The organism is Streptomyces sp. NPDC040589 (assembly GCF_055594445.1).
The window spans coordinates 641,011-658,423 of sequence record NZ_JBVIWP010000003.1 but is presented as its reverse complement, the minus strand read 5'-3'; the positions used below and the strand labels follow the sequence as shown (position 1 = coordinate 658,423).

At 71.6% G+C, this 17,413-nt stretch carries 14 protein-coding genes; 6 read left to right on the top strand and 8 right to left on the bottom strand.

Annotated features, from left to right (window positions below):
• Both ACZ58V_RS15455 and ACZ58V_RS15450 read right to left on the bottom strand, forming a co-directional pair.
• Complete coding sequence (locus tag ACZ58V_RS15455; RefSeq protein ID WP_471290345.1) at nucleotides 1–432, bottom strand: protein-tyrosine phosphatase family protein; 432 nt, start codon at nucleotides 430–432, stop codon at nucleotides 1–3.
• A 57-nt stretch (nucleotides 433–489) separates the two neighbouring features.
• Nucleotides 490–1,212 (bottom strand): FadR/GntR family transcriptional regulator, encoded by a 723-nt coding sequence (locus tag ACZ58V_RS15450; protein ID WP_468191640.1) that lies wholly within the window; start codon nucleotides 1,210–1,212, stop codon nucleotides 490–492.
• Between the two features lie 245 nt (nucleotides 1,213–1,457).
• On the opposite strand from ACZ58V_RS15450, the gene ACZ58V_RS15445 reads away from it, so the two are divergent.
• From ACZ58V_RS15445 to ACZ58V_RS15425, 5 genes are read left to right on the top strand one after another with little or no spacing between them, the layout of a single operon-like run.
• Complete coding sequence (locus ACZ58V_RS15445) at nucleotides 1,458–3,086, top strand: ABC transporter substrate-binding protein (RefSeq protein WP_471290342.1); 1,629 nt, start codon at nucleotides 1,458–1,460, stop codon at nucleotides 3,084–3,086.
• 4 nt (nucleotides 3,087–3,090) lie between these two features.
• Complete coding sequence (locus ACZ58V_RS15440) at nucleotides 3,091–4,053, top strand: ABC transporter permease (RefSeq protein ID WP_468191645.1); 963 nt, start codon at nucleotides 3,091–3,093, stop codon at nucleotides 4,051–4,053.
• Nucleotides 4,050–6,023: a dipeptide/oligopeptide/nickel ABC transporter permease/ATP-binding protein gene (locus tag ACZ58V_RS15435; protein WP_471290339.1), complete on the top strand. Its 1,974-nt coding sequence runs from the start codon at nucleotides 4,050–4,052 to the stop codon at nucleotides 6,021–6,023. Before ACZ58V_RS15440 ends, ACZ58V_RS15435 begins: the two co-directional genes overlap by 4 nt.
• On the top strand, nucleotides 6,020–7,039 hold the full coding sequence (locus ACZ58V_RS15430; protein WP_471290338.1) for an oligopeptide/dipeptide ABC transporter ATP-binding protein: 1,020 nt from the start codon (nucleotides 6,020–6,022) through the stop codon (nucleotides 7,037–7,039). Before ACZ58V_RS15435 ends, ACZ58V_RS15430 begins: the two co-directional genes overlap by 4 nt.
• Complete coding sequence (locus ACZ58V_RS15425; protein ID WP_468191654.1) at nucleotides 7,036–7,968, top strand: dihydrodipicolinate synthase family protein; 933 nt, start codon at nucleotides 7,036–7,038, stop codon at nucleotides 7,966–7,968. The genes ACZ58V_RS15430 and ACZ58V_RS15425 overlap by 4 nt, the downstream gene beginning before the upstream one ends.
• Here ACZ58V_RS15425 and ACZ58V_RS15420 read toward each other — a convergent pair.
• The 6 genes from ACZ58V_RS15420 to leuA all read right to left on the bottom strand — a co-directional run bounded on the left by ACZ58V_RS15420 (nucleotide 7,965) and on the right by leuA (nucleotide 16,020).
• Nucleotides 7,965–9,149, bottom strand: a complete 1,185-nt coding sequence (locus ACZ58V_RS15420) for a sialidase family protein (protein ID WP_471290337.1) — start codon at nucleotides 9,147–9,149, stop codon at nucleotides 7,965–7,967. The genes ACZ58V_RS15425 and ACZ58V_RS15420 overlap by 4 nt on opposite strands.
• 41 nt (nucleotides 9,150–9,190) lie before the next feature.
• The gene (locus ACZ58V_RS15415) at nucleotides 9,191–9,853 is read right to left on the bottom strand and encodes a response regulator transcription factor (RefSeq protein WP_471290335.1); all 663 of its coding nucleotides are present in this window, start codon (nucleotides 9,851–9,853) and stop codon (nucleotides 9,191–9,193) included.
• Nucleotides 9,850–11,103 carry a sensor histidine kinase gene (locus tag ACZ58V_RS15410; protein WP_468191660.1) on the bottom strand — a complete coding sequence of 418 codons (1,254 nt, stop codon included), beginning with the start codon at nucleotides 11,101–11,103 and terminating at the stop codon, nucleotides 9,850–9,852. Before ACZ58V_RS15410 ends, ACZ58V_RS15415 begins: the two co-directional genes overlap by 4 nt.
• Before the next feature lie 68 nt (nucleotides 11,104–11,171).
• On the bottom strand, nucleotides 11,172–13,259 hold the full coding sequence (locus ACZ58V_RS15405) for an MMPL family transporter (protein ID WP_471290333.1): 2,088 nt from the start codon (nucleotides 13,257–13,259) through the stop codon (nucleotides 11,172–11,174).
• A 154-nt stretch (nucleotides 13,260–13,413) separates the two neighbouring features.
• Nucleotides 13,414–14,112, bottom strand: a complete 699-nt coding sequence (locus ACZ58V_RS15400) for a tellurite resistance TerB family protein (RefSeq protein ID WP_468191666.1) — start codon at nucleotides 14,110–14,112, stop codon at nucleotides 13,414–13,416.
• 186 nt (nucleotides 14,113–14,298) lie between these two features.
• Nucleotides 14,299–16,020 (bottom strand): 2-isopropylmalate synthase, encoded by a 1,722-nt coding sequence (gene leuA / locus ACZ58V_RS15395; RefSeq protein ID WP_189723439.1) that lies wholly within the window; start codon nucleotides 16,018–16,020, stop codon nucleotides 14,299–14,301.
• Between the two features lie 320 nt (nucleotides 16,021–16,340).
• Between leuA and ACZ58V_RS15390 the strand changes: the two genes are divergently transcribed.
• Complete coding sequence (locus ACZ58V_RS15390) at nucleotides 16,341–17,402, top strand: M4 family metallopeptidase (RefSeq protein WP_468191668.1); 1,062 nt, start codon at nucleotides 16,341–16,343, stop codon at nucleotides 17,400–17,402.
• The last annotated feature ends 11 nt before the right edge of the window (nucleotides 17,403–17,413 follow it).

Here is a 17,413-nt window from a genome sequence, read left to right as displayed (position 1 = left end):
CTACCCGAACCGGCGTACGTACCGCCGCTGCCACGGCGTCTCCACCGCATGCCGGTCGTAGTGCCGCCGCACATACGCCACCGCTTCCTCCCCCGGCACCCCGTCCAGAACGGCGAGGCAGGCCAGAGCCGTGCCCGTACGGCCGCGGCCTCCGCCGCAGGCGATCTCCACGCGCTCCCCGGCGGTCCGTTCCCAGGCGTCGGCCAGCACCACGCGGGCGGCGGCCCGGTCCGACGGGAGGCGGAAGTCGGGCCAGCGGATCCAGCCCGACTCCCAGGGGACCTCGGGCGGCTGCTTGCCGAGCAGGTAGACGCCGTGGGTGGGCACGGGCGCGTTGGGGTCCAGCGGGTGGCGAAGGCCTCGCCCGCGCACCAACCGGCCGGAAGGCAGTCTCAGGACGCCGGTGTCACTCTCACTCCACAGATCGGTCACGCCCCTCATCATGCTCCGCGCCCGCTCGACAAAGAGCCGAATCACCCCGGAGCGGAATCAGCCCACCCCCCGCGACTCCTCGGCCGCCCGCGCCTCGATCCCCCGGAAGTGGACCGCCATCGCCCGCTGCGCGCCCTCCACATCGCGGGCGCGCAGGGCGGTGACGATGTCGCGGTGGCGGCGGACCGTGACCTCGGGGGTCGGGTCGTCGGTCCAGCCGCGGGCGCCGGAGACCCGCCGGAAGACAGTCCAGAAGGCGGCGAGGAGCTGGGGGACGAGGGCGTTGCCGAGGGAGGCGTACAGCGCCTCGTGGAACTCTCGGTCGAGGTCGGGAAAGGTGCTGCCCATGTGGCCCGTGCCGCCCGCGGACTCCATGCGGGTCACCACGCCCTCCAGGTTGTCCAGTTCCGCCTCGGTGAGTGTCGCGGCGACCCGGCGGATCAGGCCCTCCTCCAGCACCTCGCGGACCTGGAGGATCTCGGCGAGGGCGCCGGTGTCGTCGTCGTGCCGGGCGAGGGTGCGGAAGGTCAGGCCGTCGACGAGCGGAGTGAGGGAGGCCTTGCCGACATAGGTGCCGTAGCCGTGTCTGATCTCGACGATGTCGAGGGCCTGGAGGGCCTTGAGGGCCTCGCGGACGGAGTTGCGGCTGACACCGAGGGCCTCCATGAGCTCGGCCTCGGTGGGCAGCGGCGCGCCGGCGGTGAGTCTGCGGTCGAGGATGAGCTGGACGACCTGGCGCTGTATCCGGCTGGTCCTGGGCTCCTCGGACATGCGCCGCATCGTACGCGCCCCGGACGTCCCACGTCCCACCTCTGGCGGTACCCGGTGCCGGGCCTGCCCTGATAGGCCGTCAACTCGCGCCAGATCGCGTGCCATTGGTGCGACCTCTGGCAGATACGCCATTCGTGTGCGACCCCTTGACCGCCCTCACGCCCCCTCCTATGGTCGCGCTGACCGCCAGGACGTAGGACGTCGTACCTCCCGCCCCCTTCACACCTTTCCAGACCTCTCCCTCTGGAGGACCCGTGCGCGACGTGACCCACGACGTACCGGCGCCGCACCGCCGGACGTTCCTGAAGTACACCGGCGCGCTGGGCGCGGCCGCCGCCGTCTCCGCGTCGCTGTCGGCCTGTTCGTCCGGGCCGGAGTCCACCAACGAGACCGGCGGGGGCGACGGCGCGGACCGGACGCTCACCGCGGTGATCGGCTACGGCAACGACGGCAGCTGGGACCCGACCCAGACGGCGTCCGCGTTCTGCATGGCCGCCAACAACCACATCTACGAGGGGCTGCTGGACACCGATCCGATCTCCCGCGAGCCGTACGCGGCCCTGGCGACCGAGGTGCCGAAGGACCCGGACAGCACGTCCTGGAAGTTCGCGCTGCGGGAAGGTGCGAAGTTCCACGACGGCAAGCCCGTGACCGCCGACGACGTGGTGTTCGTCTTCGAGCGGATCCTCGACCCGGACACCCAGACCCTCGCCAAGGGGTTCTTCGCGAACTGGCTGAAAGAGGTCCGGAAGATCGACGCGCGGAACGTGGAGCTCGTGCTCAAGTTCCCGTTCCCGGACGGGCTCTCCCGGCTGACGCTCGCCAAGATCATGCCGAAGCACGTGTTCTCCAAGCCGGGTGGCTGGGACGAGGCCATCAAGGGCCTGGCCGTCGGGTCGGGGCCGTACCGGCAGACCGCGCACCACCCCAAGTCGAACACCACCTTCGAGGCGTTCGCCGACTACAACGGGCCGCGCAAGCCCGCCTTCCGGAAGATGAACTGGCTGACGATCGTGGACGCCGCGCCCCGCGTCGCGAAGATCTCGGGGTCGAGCGCGGGGGCGCAGATCGCGGACAACATCCCGTACGCCAACATCGGGCAGCTGGAGAGCGGCGGTCTGACGGTCGCCGGCGGGGCCGGGATGAACAACCTGTTCCTGATGTTCAACACCAAGCACAAGCCCTTCGACGACGTACGCGTGCGCCAGGCCCTGCACTACGCCATCGACACCGAGAAGATGGTGGAGGTCGCGCTCAAGGGACGCGGGAAGCCGGCCAGCTCCTTCCTCGACGAGAGCAACCCGTCCTACCGCCGGGCCAAGACCGTCTACGACTACGACCCGGACAAGGCGAAGGCGCTGCTCAAGGCCGCCGGGGTCAAAGGGCTGAGCATCGAGATCCTCGCCGTGAACGTCAGCTGGATCGTGGACTGCCTGCCGACCGTCAAGTCCTCCTGGGACGCGATCGGCGTCCGCACGACCCTGTCGCCGCAGGAGACCACCGCCGTCTTCACCAAGATGGACCAGAAGCAGGACTACCAAGTGGTCGCCGCCGCCTCCAACCCCAACCAGTTCGGCCTCGACGCCGATCTGATCATGCATTACAACTACGGGCCCGAGAACCTGTGGATGCAGTACACGCGCTGGGCCGGCGACTCCGTCGCCAAGGCGCTCTTCAGGGACATGGACCGGGCCACCCGGGAGCCGGACGCCGGGAAGAAGACGACGATGGTCCAGGACTACATCGACGTCGTCGCCGAACAGGCCGTGCTCTACCCGGTCGTCCACAACGAGCTGATGACGGCCTGGAACCCCGAGCGGCTCAGCGGGATAAGGCCACAGCCCTACCCCGGCATCAACCTCCTCCAGGCCAAGTGGGCCTAGCGGTATGACCGCTGTTCTTCGGATCCTGCTCCGCCGTATCGCCCTGCTCGTGCCGCTGATGCTCGGCATCGTGCTGTTCGTGTTCCTGGTCATGCGGTTCTCGGACGTCGACCCGGCGTCCGCGTTCTTCCAGGGCGCCAACCCGACACCGCAGCAGCTGCACGACTTCCGGGAGGAACACGGCCTGCTCGACCCGCTGCCCGTGCGCTACGTGGACTTCGTCGCCGACGTGCTGCACGGCGACATGGGCACCAGCGCGCTGACCCGGGCGCCGGTGATCGACCAGGTCACCACCGCGCTGCCGCTCACCCTCCAGCTGACCTTCCTGGGCCTGGGCATCGCGGTCGTCCTGTCCCTGGTGGGCGGGGTGACCGCGGCGATCTACCGGGACCGGCTGCCCGACCAGATCATCCGGGTCGTGTCGCTGACCGGCGTCGCAGCCCCCGGCTTCTGGCTGGCGCTGCTGATGATCCAGTACCTGGCCGTCGACCTGGGCTGGTTCCCGACCGGCGGCTACATCAACCCGGCCGACTCCTTCACCGGCTGGCTGAAGACCATGGCGCTTCCCGCCCTCGCCCTCTCCCTGCCGGTGGCGGCGCAGCTGACCCGGATCGTGCGGACGGCCGTGGTGGAGGAACTGGACAAGGACTACGTACGGACGGCGATCGGGAGCGGGCTGCCGCCCCGGGTCGTGGTCGGGCGGAACGTGCTGCGGAACGCCCTGATCAATCCCCTCACCGTGCTCGGCCTGCGCGTCGGCTATCTCCTCGGCGGCGCGGTCGTCATCGAGACGATCTTCTCGCTGCCCGGCATGGGCAAGCTGATGATCGACGCCGTGAAGAACGGTGATCCGGCCGTCGTCCAGGGCGTCGTCCTGACCACGGCGGCCGGGTTCGTCGTCGTGAACCTCGTCATCGACGTCCTCTACCTGCTGGTCAACCCGCGACTGAGGGATGCGACCACATGATGACCCGCAAGAGTCTCGCCACGGCGCTGTCCCGGCCCGGCGTACGGCTGCGCGGCCTGCGCCGGCTGCCGTTGCTGTCGAAGGTCGCCGTCTGCTTCCTGGCGGTCGTCGTCCTGATGGCGCTGCTCGCGCCGGTCCTCGCCCCGCACGACCCGCTCGACCAGCAGCCGCCGGTCGACGGCACCGGGCATCCGTCCGCCGCGCACTGGATGGGCCAGGACAGCCTCGGCCGGGACATCCTCAGCCGGCTGATGTACGGGGCGCGCTGGTCGCTCGCGATCGGGCTCGGCGCCACCGGCCTCGCTCTGGTGGTCGGCGCGCTGCTCGGGGCCGTCGCCGCCACCTCGCGCAAGGCGGTCGACGAGACGCTGATGCGCTGTCTGGACGTCGTGATGGCGTTCCCGGGCATCGCGCTGGCCGCCGTGCTGGTGGCGGTGTTCGGCGGTGGCATCACGGTGCTGATCTGCGCGATCGCGTTCCTGTTCACGCCACCGGTGGCACGGGTCGTCCGGGCGAACGTCCTCGACCAGTACGGCGAGGACTATGTGACGGCGGAACGGGTGATCGGCGCCCGGACCCCGCACATCGTGCTGAAGCACGTGGCGATCAACTGCGCCGCGCCCGTGCTGGTGTTCTGCACGGTCCAGGTCGCCGAGGCGGTGGTCTTCGAGGCGTCGCTGTCCTTCATCGGGGCGGGTGTACGGCCGCCCGACCCGTCCTGGGGCAGCGTCATCGCGGACGGCAAGAACATGGTGCTGACCGGCGGCTGGTGGGCGACCGTGTTCCCCGGGCTGCTGATGCTGGTCACGGTGCTGTCGCTGAACATCCTGTCCGAGGGGGTGTCCGACGCGTGGGCGGCCCCGTCGGCGCGGGAGGTGGACGCGCCCGGCGACGACCGGCTGCAGGCTCCGGAGCCCGGCAGCGGGGAGGTCGTGCGGCTGCCCGGCCTGGCGGAGGCGGCCCGGCGGCTGCGGGCCCGGGCCCGCCGGTTGCCCCGGGACGGTCAGCCGGTGCTCGCGGTGGAGAACCTCGCCATCGGCTTCGACCAGCGGCACGGCGGCGTGGACATCGTGGACGGCATCAGCTTCGAGGTGCGTCCAGGTGAGGTGCTGGGCCTGGTCGGCGAGTCGGGCTGCGGCAAGTCGCTGACCGCGCTGGCGGTCATGGGCCTCCAGCCGAAAGGGGCGCGCGTCAGCGGACAGGTCCGCTTCCAGCAGCGGGATCTGATCGCCGAGCCGATGCGCGTACGCCGCAAGCTCCTGGGCCACGAGATGGCGATGGTCTACCAGGACGCGCTGTCGTCGCTGAACCCGGCGATGACGATCCGCGCCCAGCTCAAGCAGGTCGTCCGGCGCGGCGGGCGGCGCACTCCGGCCGAGCTGCTGACCATGGTCGGCCTCGACCCCGAGCGCACCCTGCGCAGCTACCCGCACGAACTGTCCGGCGGACAGCGCCAGCGCGTCCTGATCGCCATGGCCCTGTCCCGCGACCCGAAGCTGATCGTCGCCGACGAGCCGACGACCGCCCTCGACGTCACCGTGCAGGCCCAGGTCATAGAGCTGCTGCTGCGGCTGCGCGAGGAGCTGGGCTTCGCGCTGATCCTGGTCTCGCACGACCTGGCGCTGATCGCGGACGTCACCGACCGGGTGGTGGTGATGTACGGCGGGCAGATCGTGGAGACGGGCGTGACCGCCGACCTGGTGGAGGCACCGGCCCACCACTACACGCGCGGCCTGCTCGGCAGTGTGCTGTCGCTGGAGTCGGCGCAGGAGCGGATGACGCAGATCAGGGGCGTCGTGCCGTCTCCGGCCGACTTCCCGGCCGGCTGCCGGTTCGCGGACCGCTGCCCGCGCGCGAGCGGGGTCTGCCGTACGACGGCTCCGGTCCTGGCCGGCCCCGAGGCGCACACGGCGGCCTGCCATCACCCGGCCATAGAGCTGTCGGCCACCGAGACCGAGGCGGTGTCATGAGTGCGCTCGTGGAGTTGGCGGATGCTCACGTCGTCCACAAGGCCCGCAGCGGCGGCCTGTTCACCCGGGACCGGGTGTACGCCCTGACCGGCGCCGACCTGGCCATCGCGCCCGGCGAGACCGTCGGTGTGGTCGGCGAGTCGGGCTGCGGGAAGTCGACGCTGGCGAAGGTGCTGGTGGGGGTGGAGCGGCCGACGCGGGGGACGGTGTCGTTCCGGGGCCGGGACCTGTGGGCGATGCCGGCCGCCGAGCGCCGCCGGGCCGTCGGCAGCAGTACCGGCATGATCTTCCAGGACCCGTCGACGGCCCTGAACCGCCGTCTGCCCGTCCGGCAGATCCTGCGGGACCCTCTGGACGTGCACGACCGGGGCACTCGCGGCCAACGTGACGAGAGAGTCCGGGAGTTGATGTCCCTCGTAGGGCTCCCCCGGGCCCTGGCCGACGCCCTGCCGGGCCAGTTGTCGGGCGGGCAGCGGCAGCGCGTCGCGATCGCCCGGGCGCTGGCCCTGGACCCGGACCTGGTCGTGGCGGACGAGCCGACGAGCGCCCTGGACGTGTCGGTCCGGGCGCAGATCCTCAACCTCCTGCTGGATCTGAAGGAGCGCCTGGGCCTGGCCCTGGTGTTCGTCTCGCACGACATCCAGACGGTGCGGCGGATGAGCGACCGTGTGATCACCATGTACCTGGGCCGGATCGTGGAGGAGTCCCCGGCCGCCCTGGTCACCGACCGGGCCCGGCACCCGTACACCCGCGCCCTGTTCTCCGCCACGCCCGGCCTGCTCGACCCGATCGACCCGATCCCGCTGGTCGGTCCGGTGCCGTCGGCGACGCGCCCGCCGAGCGGCTGCCCGTTCCGGACGCGCTGCTGGAAGGCGGACGGGACGTGCGCGGCGGCGATGCCGGACTTCTCGGCCGCGTCGGCCCCCGGGCATCGCTTCCGCTGCCACCATCCTGTCCAGGAGGACGAGTCGACCCGCGACCTCGTCCGCCAGAGCGACCCGATGGAGGCTTCATGACCCTCACCCCGCTGACCGGTGTCATCCCGCCCGTGTGCACACCCCTGACACCGGACCGCGAGGTGGACGTCCCCTCGCTGCTCAGGCTGGTCGACCATCTGGTCGCCGGCGGGGTGAGCGGGCTGTTCGTGCTCGGCTCGACGTCCGAGGCGGCGTATCTGCCGGACCGGCAGCGCGGGCTGGTGGTCGAGTCGGTCGCCGCGCACGTGAGCGGACAGCTCCCGGTGCTGGCCGGGGCGATCGACATGACGACGGCCCGGGTCCTGGACCATGTCGCGTCGGTGACGGCGGCCGGAGCGGACGCGGTCGTCGTCACCGCCCCGTTCTACGCCCGCACCCACCCGGCGGAGATCGCCCGCCACTACCGCGCGGTCGCGGCCGGCAGCCCGGTCCCGGTCATCGCCTACGACCTTCCCGTCGCCGTCCACACGAAGCTGCCCGCGGACGTGGTCCTGGAACTGGCCGCCGACGGTGTCCTGGCCGGACTCAAGGACTCCAGCGGCGACCTGGCCGCCTTCCGCCAGGTCCTGACCGGCGCCCGGGACCGCCAGGGCATCACCGGCTTCAGCGTGCTGACCGGCTCCGAGCTGATCGTCGACGCGGCGCTCGCGCTCGGGGCGGACGGGACGGTGCCCGGCCTCGGCAATGTCGACCCGCACGGCTACGTCCGCCTGGACAGGCTCTGCCGCTCCGGGGACTGGGAGGAGGCCCGTGCCGAACAGGAGCGCCTGTGCGCCCTGTTCGGCATGGTGACGGTCGGCGACCCGGCCCGTATGGGCCCGGGTTCCTCGGCGATCGGCGCCTTCAAGGCCGCGCTGCACCTGCGGGGCGTGATCGACTGCCCGGCGACGGCGGAGCCGCAGGTGCCGCTGTCGCCGGACGAGGTGGAACGGGTGGGGAAGTACCTGGCGGCGGCCGGGCTGCTCTAGAGGTCACCGACGGGGAGGCGGCGGAACTCGATGGTCTCGTAGGTCCCCTGCGTTCCCGTCTCGTAGAGGATCCCCACCGTCTTCCGGCCGAGCGGCACCAGGTCGGAGTAGGCCGCGGGCCGCTGGGAGAGCGTCAGGGCCTTGGTGAACGTGGCCCCGCCGTCGGTGCTGCGCCAGAGGGCCATCGCCCGGCGGGCGGTGGGGACGGACGGGCCGGAGAACAGCAACGGCGCGCGCTTTCCGGCGAGTTGCAGGACGCTGCCCTGGACGACCGGGACGTCGTTCAGGGCGGGCTGCACGGTGTACGGCCGCTCCAGGGACCGGCCGCCGTCGCGCGAGTGACTGTCGAGGCGGTTGCCGGGGCTCGTGCCGTGCTGGTCGCGTGCGTTGAAGTAGACCCTGCCGTCGGGGAGCTGGGCGGCGATCGACTCGTTGGCGTTGTTCACGCCGTCGTAGGAGTCGTCGACGAAGCCCAGGCGCCAGGTCCTGCCGCCGTCGTCGCTGAGGAGCGCGTGGGCGCCGTAGTGGCGGGGCTCCTGGCCGGTGTCCGGGGAGCCCGCGGGCGGTGCCGCCGAGTGGTTGGCGGGGACGACCAGCCGCCCCGCGTACGGGCCGCGGGTGAGGGCGATCGCGTGGCCGGGGCCGGTCGCGTACCAGCGCCAGGTCGGGCGCTTGACCTGGGCCGTGATCTCGCGGGGTGCGGTGAAGTGCCGGCCGTCGTCCCGGCTGTGCTGCACGAACACCCGGCGGCTCTGCTCGGGCGTGACCTCGCCCCGCATGATCTGGGCCTCCGTCACCTTGCCGCTGTTGTAGGAGGTGAGGAGCACGACCGCGCCGGTGCGCGGGTCGACGACGGGTGCCGGGTTGCCCCGGGTGTCGCCCTTCCCGGCCGCGACGACGGTGAGCGGGCCCCAGGTGCAGCCGCGGTCCGCCGAGCGCCTGAGCACGACGTCGATGGCGCCGGTGTCCCCCGCGCCGCCGCGTCTGCCCTCGGCGAAGGCGAGGACGGTGCCTTCGCCTGTGGTGACGGCGGCCGGGATGCGGTACGTGTCGTAGCCGCCCTCGCCCGAGACGTACGGGACGGAGGACCCGCAGCCTGGGGCGGCCGAGGCGGAGGTCGTCGCGGTGAGGGCGGGGAAGAGGACCGTGGTGACGAGGAGGGTGCGGCAGAGGAGTCTCATCCTGCTCCTGAGGAAGAGGGGCGTCGGACCGTGCCTGTCCGTCAGATGTTCCCCGGTGTCACGATCCCCGACTCGTACGCCACGATGACCAACTGCGCCCGGTCCCGCGCCGCCAGCTTGCCCATGATGCGGCTGACGTGGGTCTTCGCGGTCAGCGGGCTCAGGCCCAGCACCTCTGCGATCTCGGTGTTGTTGAGCCCGCGCCCGACCAGGCCGAGCACCTCCCGCTCGCGCTCGGACAGGCGCTCCGGCCCGCCGGTCGCCGGTGCCGAGGGGCTGCGCAGGAACCGCTCGATCAGCCGTGCCGTGGGCCCGGGCGACAGCAGGGAGTCTCCGGCCGCGACCGTGCGGATGGCGTCGAGGAGTTCGGCCGGCCTGGTGTCCTTGACCAGGAACCCGGAGGCGCCGGCGCGCAGGGCGTCCACGATGTACTCGTCGGTGTCGTAGGTGGTGAGGACCAGGACGCGGACGCCCGCGAGGTCGTCGTCGGCCGCGATGAGCCGGGTCGCCTCGATGCCGTCCAGGTCGGGCATGCGGATGTCCATCACCACGAGGTCGGCGCGCCCGCCGCGGGCCAGTTCCACGGCCTGGCGGCCGGTGGCGGCCTGGCCGACGACCTCCATGTCACGGGCCGACTCCACGAGCATCGCGAACGCCTCCCGCACCAGGGTCTGGTCGTCCGCGAGCAGCACTCGGATGGTCATCCGGTCCTCTTCCCCGTCGTGGTCAGCGGCAGGACCGCGGTCACCTCGAAGCCGCCCCCGGCACGCGGTCCGGCGTCGAGTGTGCCACCCACGCTGCGGGCCCGCTCCCGCATTCCGACGAGCCCGAAACCCGGCGTGCCGCCCGGGTCGGGTCCGGTGCCGTCGTCGCTGACCGACAGATGCAGGGCGCCCTGCCGCTCGTCCAGCTCCACACGGACCGAGACATCGGGTCCCGCATGCCGGACCGCGTTCGTCAGGGCCTCCTGCACGATGCGGTAGGCGGCGGCGCCGACGGCGGGCGGTGCCTGCCGTATCCGCACGGTCTGCTCGACCCGGGCACCGGCCAGCCGCGCGGCCCCCGCCAGGTCGGGCAGGCCGTCGAGGCCGGGCAGCGGGCCGCGGGCCTCCGGCGGGCCGTGCTCTCGCAGCACCTCCAGCGTCGTACGGAGTTCGCCGCGGGCGCTGCGGCAGGTCTCGGCGATGTCGTCGAGGGCCTTGGCGACCGTCTCCCGGTCGAGCCGCTCGGGGTCGGCGGACAGCACATGGGCGGCGACGGAGGTCTGCACGCCGATGAGGGTGATGCTGTGGGCGAGCAGGTCGTGCAGGTCCCGGGCGATCCGCAGCCGCTCCTCGGCGACCCGCCGCCGGGCCTCCTCCTCCCTGGTCCGTTCGGCCCGTTCGGCACGCTCCACGATCGAGGCGACGTACTGGCGGTAGAACCGCACGTCGACGCCGCAGAACAGCACGGCGACGACCCAGCCCGAGATCTGCAGCATCCTCAGGGCCTCGTGGGCGTTGATGGTGAGCATCACGCTGGTCGAGAGGGTGAGGACGCCGGCCCCGACCAGGACGGCCCGCAGCGGACGGCCGGTGACTGCGACGGTGTAGAGCGCGATGTACGTGGCCGGGGTCGGCGCGGAGTGGGGGTTGTCGAGGGCGTGGTACGGGGCGACACAGGCCACGACCCCGAGCAGCACGAGCAACGGCCGACGCCGCCGCCACACGATCGGCACGTTGCACGCGAGCAGCAGCACCCACCCCAGCGCGTCGGGCCCACGCCCGTCGTCGACCAGCAGCCCGAGGGCGACGGCGACCGCTGCGGCGGCGACCGCGAGCAGCGCGTCGTTGCGGAGGGCGTGCGGGGCGGTGAGGGGGTCGCGGTTGATGGCGGCCATGACCCGCTCCCCCGGCCGCGACCAGGTCGCGGCCGGGGGGCGGTCCGATGTGGTGGGTGCCTGCACGGGCATCATCCTCGGCTCTCTCAGCTGCGGGCATGCGTGCCGCTGGGGGCGGCACGGGTGGGCGCAGCGGCACCCCGCTACGCCGGGCTGCGCACCCGCCCGCGCTCAGCCTCAACGGCCGGTTCCGGTGCACGAGAGAGCCTCCCCGGCCACCAGACCCGCCGCCGCAACAGCACACTCGCCGTGGTCACCAGATACGTACGCACAAGGAACGTATCCAGCAACACCCCCACAGCGATGACGAACCCGAGTTCCACCAGCCCGACCATCGGCAAGGTCGTCAGCACAGCGAACGTCGCCGCGAGCACAACCCCCGCAGAGGCGATCACCCCACCCGTCGTCCGCAACGCGGTCAACGCGGCCACCTCCGGCTCGGCCCCCCGCACGGACTCCTCCCGCATCCGGTGCATCAGGAAGATGCCGTAATCCACACCAAGCGCGACCAGGAACACGAAGGACAGCAACCCGAGCCCCGCATCCGTACCGCCGAACCCGAACACCGGCTCGAACACCAGCCCGCCGATGCCCAGCGCCGCACCCCACACCGCGACCACCGCCGCCAGCAGCAGCAACGGCGCGACGAGGCTGCGCAACAGGCCGACCAGGATCACGAACACGGCGACGAGCACCAACGGCACGACCACCTTGCGGTCCCTGGACTCACTGTCGGCCAGGTCGATCTGCTGGGCGCTGGGCCCGCCGACATACGCGCCCTGAGGATCCAGCCCAACCCGCAACGCCTCGATGGTGCGGGTCTCCGACGGTGTCTCGGGCGCGGCGGTCGTGAAGACGGCGATCTCCGTCCACCCGGAACCACTCCGCCCGGGAACCACCTCGGCGACACCGTCGGTGGCACGGGCCCGCTCCGCCACCGCCCCGGCACGCCCCTCGGGCGCCATGACCGTCACGGGCCGGCTGCTGCGCTCGGGATACTCCTGCGCCAGCGTCCGCATCGCGGTGATCGACTCGGGCCGCTCGGTGAACGAGTCCTCCTGCTTGATGCTGCCGGACAGATTGAGCGTGCCGAGCGCGAGGGCGCCGAGCAGCACGCCCCCGCCGACCAGCACCAGGGCGGGGCGGCGCGTCGCCGAGGTGCCCATCGCGGCGAACAGCGACCGCCGGGCCTTCGGCTCACTCCCGAACGCGGGGATCAGCGGCCAGAAGACGCGCCGCCCGAGCAGGACCAGCACCGCGGGCAGCAGGGTCGTCATGGCGACCAGCGCGGCGAGCACCCCGACCATGCCGACCGGCCCCATGCCGCTGCTGCTGTTGAGGTCGGCGGCGAGCAGGCACAGCAGCCCGGCCGCGACGGTCCCCGAGGAGGCGAGGACCGCCGGACCGCAGCCGCGCAGGGCGGCGCGCATGGCGTCGTACGGCCGCTCGTGGCGCCGCAGTTCCTCGCGGTAGCGGGAGACGATCAGCAGCGCGTAGTCGGTGCCGGCGCCGAGGACCAGCACGGTCATCACACCGCCGCTCTGGCCGGTGACGGTGACGTCGAACAGTTCGTGGAGTCCGTATCCGGCGGCCATCGCCGTGGCGGCGGCGACGCCGGCGACGGCGAGCGGGACCAGCCACAGGAAGGGGCTGCGGTAGATGAGGACGAGCAGCACGGTGACGACGCCGAGCGTGGCGAGCAGCAGGGTGGCGTCGAGCGTCCCGAACACCTTGTTCATGTCGGTGTTCAGCGCCCCCGGCCCGCCGACCTCGACGCTCAGCCCGCCGCCGCCCTCGGCGATGTCGCGCACCCCGTCGACGAAGGCGTCCCGGGCCTCCTCGTCCTGGCCCGGCTGGGTGCTGGAGACCGGGTACATCAGGGTGGAGCCGTCCTTGGACGGAACGCCCCGCGCCTCGCCGCCCGTCAGGTCGTAGGCACCGCTCACCTCGGCGACCTGCTCGGCGGCGGTGCGCCGGTCGGCGTCGGTCAGGCCGCCGTCCCGGTGGTAGACGAGCACCAGGTCGGTCGACTCCCCGCCGGGCAGCCGGTCCTGGACGCGGGCCACCTGGGTGGAGTCGGCGCTGTCGGGCAGGTAGTCGACCGCGCGGTTCTGCTGGATGCCGGCGAACTTCCCGGCGAGCGGCCCGAGCAGTACGAGGGCGGCCAGCCACAGTCCGACCACCACCCAGGGCACGGCCCGTCGCCCCGTACGTGTCCTTGTGTCCCCCATCAGCCGGGCTCCCTCCGGGTCGGGTGTCTGGAACGCTCTCCAGACTCCCGGCGCGCGGGGGCGGGTTCGTCGGGCGCGAGGCCGAGTTGAGGGGTACTGCCCGGGGCGGCACGGGCCGCGGACTACTCCCCGGGGAGTAACGCGGGGACGTGTCCTACGACGGCGTACGCGCGGCGGCCGCCAGCAGCCGGGTCACATCGTCCGAGCAGATGGTCAGCGCCGCCCCCACCGTCGCGAGGACGTCCCGCTCGGCCGGGGTGTACGGCCCGTCCGCCAGGGCGATGCGGGCGCCCTGGAGCAGGATCGCTTCGCGGCCGACGGTGGCGAGGTGCGGGGCGAGCGGGTCCAGGGCCTCGTGCAGCTCTATGGCCAGCCCGGCACCGCAGGGCTCGCCGCTGATCCGGCCGGTGTCCGCCTCCAGCGCCTCGACGAGGGCGGCCAGCTGCTCCTCCGTGCAGTCGTCGAAGCCGGCCGCGCGCACGGCCAGCACGGCTGCCTCCAGTGCCGTACGGGCACCGGCGCCGCCCGCTGCCAGTACGGCGAGGGCGACGGTGTGCACGGCGTCGCGGAGCATCGCGGAGAAGCGGGTGGTCGTCGGATGGTCGAGGACGTCCGTGCCGAAGTGGCGGCGGCAGGCGGCGCACTCCACGACCGGGCCGGTCTCGCCGCGCGGCAGCACGGGCAGGCCGAGCAGGGTGAAGCGGCGCTGTCCGGTCAGCCGCTGGTAGTTGCGGTCGCCGCCGCAGCCGGGGCAGAAGAACTCCCCGTCACCGGCGGCGGTCCATGCGATACGGGTGCCCAGGATGCTGGAAAACCTGGCGGCATGGCCGTTTCGTCCCCGTCCTGGCAGCACGTCGCACCTCCGTCACGCCGCACGGCAGCGTCGCCGCGCTTGCGTGATGTTAGCCACATCCGTGAGGAGGAGTCAGCACCCCGGAGGAGACCTTTCCGTGACCCTCACAGGGATTGGCCGGTATGTGACGGGGCTCCACCCGCCGGACAACGGCGGGCAGAGCCCCATAATCCCCGTTACGACTGGTCAGCGCGTCGCGCGGTTGACGGCCGAGACGACCGCCTTCAGGGAGGCGCGCGTGGTGTTCGCGTCGATCCCGATCCCCCACAGGACCTTGTCGTCGATCGCGCATTCGATGTAGGAGGCGGCCTGCGCGGAGGCGCCCTCACTCATCGTGTGCTCCTGGTAGTCCAGCAGGCGTACGTCGATGCCGACGGACTGCAGGGCGTCGAAGAAGGCCGAGATCGGGCCGTTGCCCGAGCCGGTCAGCACGGTGTCCTGGCCGTCGACCGTGGCCTCCACCTTCAGCGTGTCCACGCCGTCGGTGTCGGTGGTCGACTGGTTGTTCTTGACCTGGATCCGGCCCCACGGGTTCTCGGGGTTGGGCAGGTACTCGTCCTGGAAGGCCGCCCAGATGTCCTTCGGCGTGACCTCGCCGCCCTCAGCGTCCGTCTTGGTCTGGATGACCTTGGAGAACTCGACCTGCATACGGCGCGGCAGGTCCAGGCTGTGGTCGTTCTTCAGGACGTACGCGATACCGCCCTTGCCGGACTGCGAGTTGACCCGGATGACCGCCTCGTAGGAGCGGCCGACGTCCTTCGGGTCGATCGGCAGGTAGGGCACCGCCCACTCGATGTCGTCGACGGTGACGCCCTTGGCGGCGGCGTCGGCCTCCATGGCGTCGAAGCCCTTCTTGATGGCGTCCTGGTGGGAGCCGGAGAAGGACGTGTAGACCAGGTCGCCCACGTACGGGTGGCGCGGGTGGACCTCCATCTGGTTGCAGTACTCCCACGTACGACGGATCTCGTCGATGTCGGAGAAGTCGATCTGCGGGTCGACGCCCTGGGAGAAGAGGTTCATGCCCAGGGTGACCAGGTCGACATTGCCGGTGCGCTCGCCCTGTCCGAACAGGCAGCCCTCGACGCGGTCGGCGCCGGCCATCAGGGCCAGCTCGGCGGCGGCGACGGCCGTACCCCGGTCGTTGTGCGGGTGGATGGACAGGCAGACGTGCTCGCGGCGGGAGAGGTTGCGGCCCATCCACTCGAAGCGGTCGGCGTGGGTGGAGGGCGTGGAGCGCTCGACGGTCGCCGGCAGGTTGAGGATGATCTCGCGGCCCGGGCCGGGCTGCCAGACGTCCATGACCGCCTCGCAGACCTCCAGCGCGAAGTCCAGTTCGGTGTCCGTGAAGATCTCGGGCGAGTACTGGTAGCCGAACTCCGTCTCCGGGCCCAGCAGCTTCTCCGCGTACTCCATGACCAGCCGCGTGCCGTCGATCGCGATCTGCTTGATGTCGTCCTTGGAGCCGCGGAAGACGACCCGGCGGAAGACGGGGGCCGTGGCGTTGTACAGGTGGACCGTGGCGCGCTTGGCACCCTTCAGGGACTCCACGGTGCGCTCGATCAGGTCCTCGCGGGCCTGGGTCAGTACGGAGATGGTGACGTCGTCGGGGATCGCGCCCGGCTCCTCGATGATGGAGCGCACGAAGTCGAAGTCGGTCTGGCCGGAGGCCGGGAAGCCGACCTCGATCTCCTTGTAGCCCATGGTGACCAGCAGGTCGAACATGGCGCGCTTGCGCGCGGGCGACATGGGGTCGATCAGCGCCTGGTTGCCGTCACGCAGGTCGGTGGAGAGCCAGCGGGGGGCGGTGGTGATCCGGTTGGCCGGCCAGGTGCGGTCCGGGATGTCGACCTGCTCGTAGCGGCCGTACTTGTGGATCGGCATGGTGCTGGGCTGCTGGCGGTTCGCCATGATGCGGGGGCTCCTCAGGATGTCCGGAAGGACGGCCGACGACGCAGCACCAAGCTCCGCGGGGAGGGAGTCGGCCTCGACTACAGGCCCTCGCCGCGGCAGCTAAGGAGAAGCAGCCCGAAACGCATGATGCGCAGCATGCTAGCCGAGGCCCTCCAAGGTGCGCGGGTCCGTATCAGTATGCGGGACCGGGCGAACATACGGGACAAAAAGTGCGCTATACCACTTCGCCACGGAGCGTGAAGTCGCTTGTCCCCGTATTTCACCAATCATGGTGGCGACTAGTGACAGCCTCGTCACGCAGTGCAAGGGTGCCGGTCATGACGACTCACGGGGGCTTCGAGCCCGTCTTCTGCACCATCGTTCCGCCCCATGTCCTCGACAAGCTCTCCCAGGCCGAGGACCCCGCACTGGCCGGACCCGCCCGCCGCACCCTGCAGCGCGACGCCTTCGAGCGCACCCAGCGCCGCCTCACCACGGTCCTCGGCGCGAGTGCCGTCGCCTCGGTCGCCGACGGCAAGCCGCAGCGCACGGTCCACGACGCCCGGCACGGCACGGACCTGCCCGGACACAAGGTCCGCGGCGAGGGCGACAAGCCCGGCAAGGACGCCACGGTCAACCGCGCCTACGCCGGCCTCGGCGCCACCTTCGAGCTGCTCCTCACGGCGTACCAGCGCGACTCGATCGACGGAAACGGCCTGCCGCTGGACGCGACGGTGCACTACGACCGCGACTACAACAACGCCTTCTGGAACGGCGAGCAGATGGTCTTCGGGGACGGTGACGGGGAGATCTTCCTCGACTTCACCATCCCGATCGACGTCATCGGCCACGAGCTGGTCCACGGCGTCACGCAGTACACCGCGAACCTCACCTACTTCGGCCAGCCCGGTGCGCTGAACGAGTCCGTGTCGGACGTCTTCGGCGCGCTGATCAAGCAGTACACGCTCGGCCAGACCGCCGCCGAGGCCGACTGGCTGATCGGCGCGGGCCTGCTCGCCCCGCGGGTGACGGGCGTGGCGCTGCGCTCCATGAAGGAGCCGGGCACGGCGTACGACGACGACGTCCTCGGCAAGGACCCGCAGCCCGCGACCATGGACGACTTCGTCCGCACCGGCCGCGACAACGGCGGTGTCCACATCAACTCCGGCATCCCCAACCACGCCTTCTACCTCGCGGCCACGGCCCTCGGCGGCCACGCCTGGGAGCGCGCCGGACAGGTCTGGTACGACGTGCTGACCGGCGGCGAGCTGAAGGAGAAGGCGATGTTCACCGACTTCGCCACGCTCACCGTCAAGGCCGCCCGGGAGCGCTTCGGCGACGGGGAGGAGCTGGACGCCGTGTCGAAGGCCTGGGAGCAGGTCGGGGTGCGGACCCTGTAGTTCCGTACTAG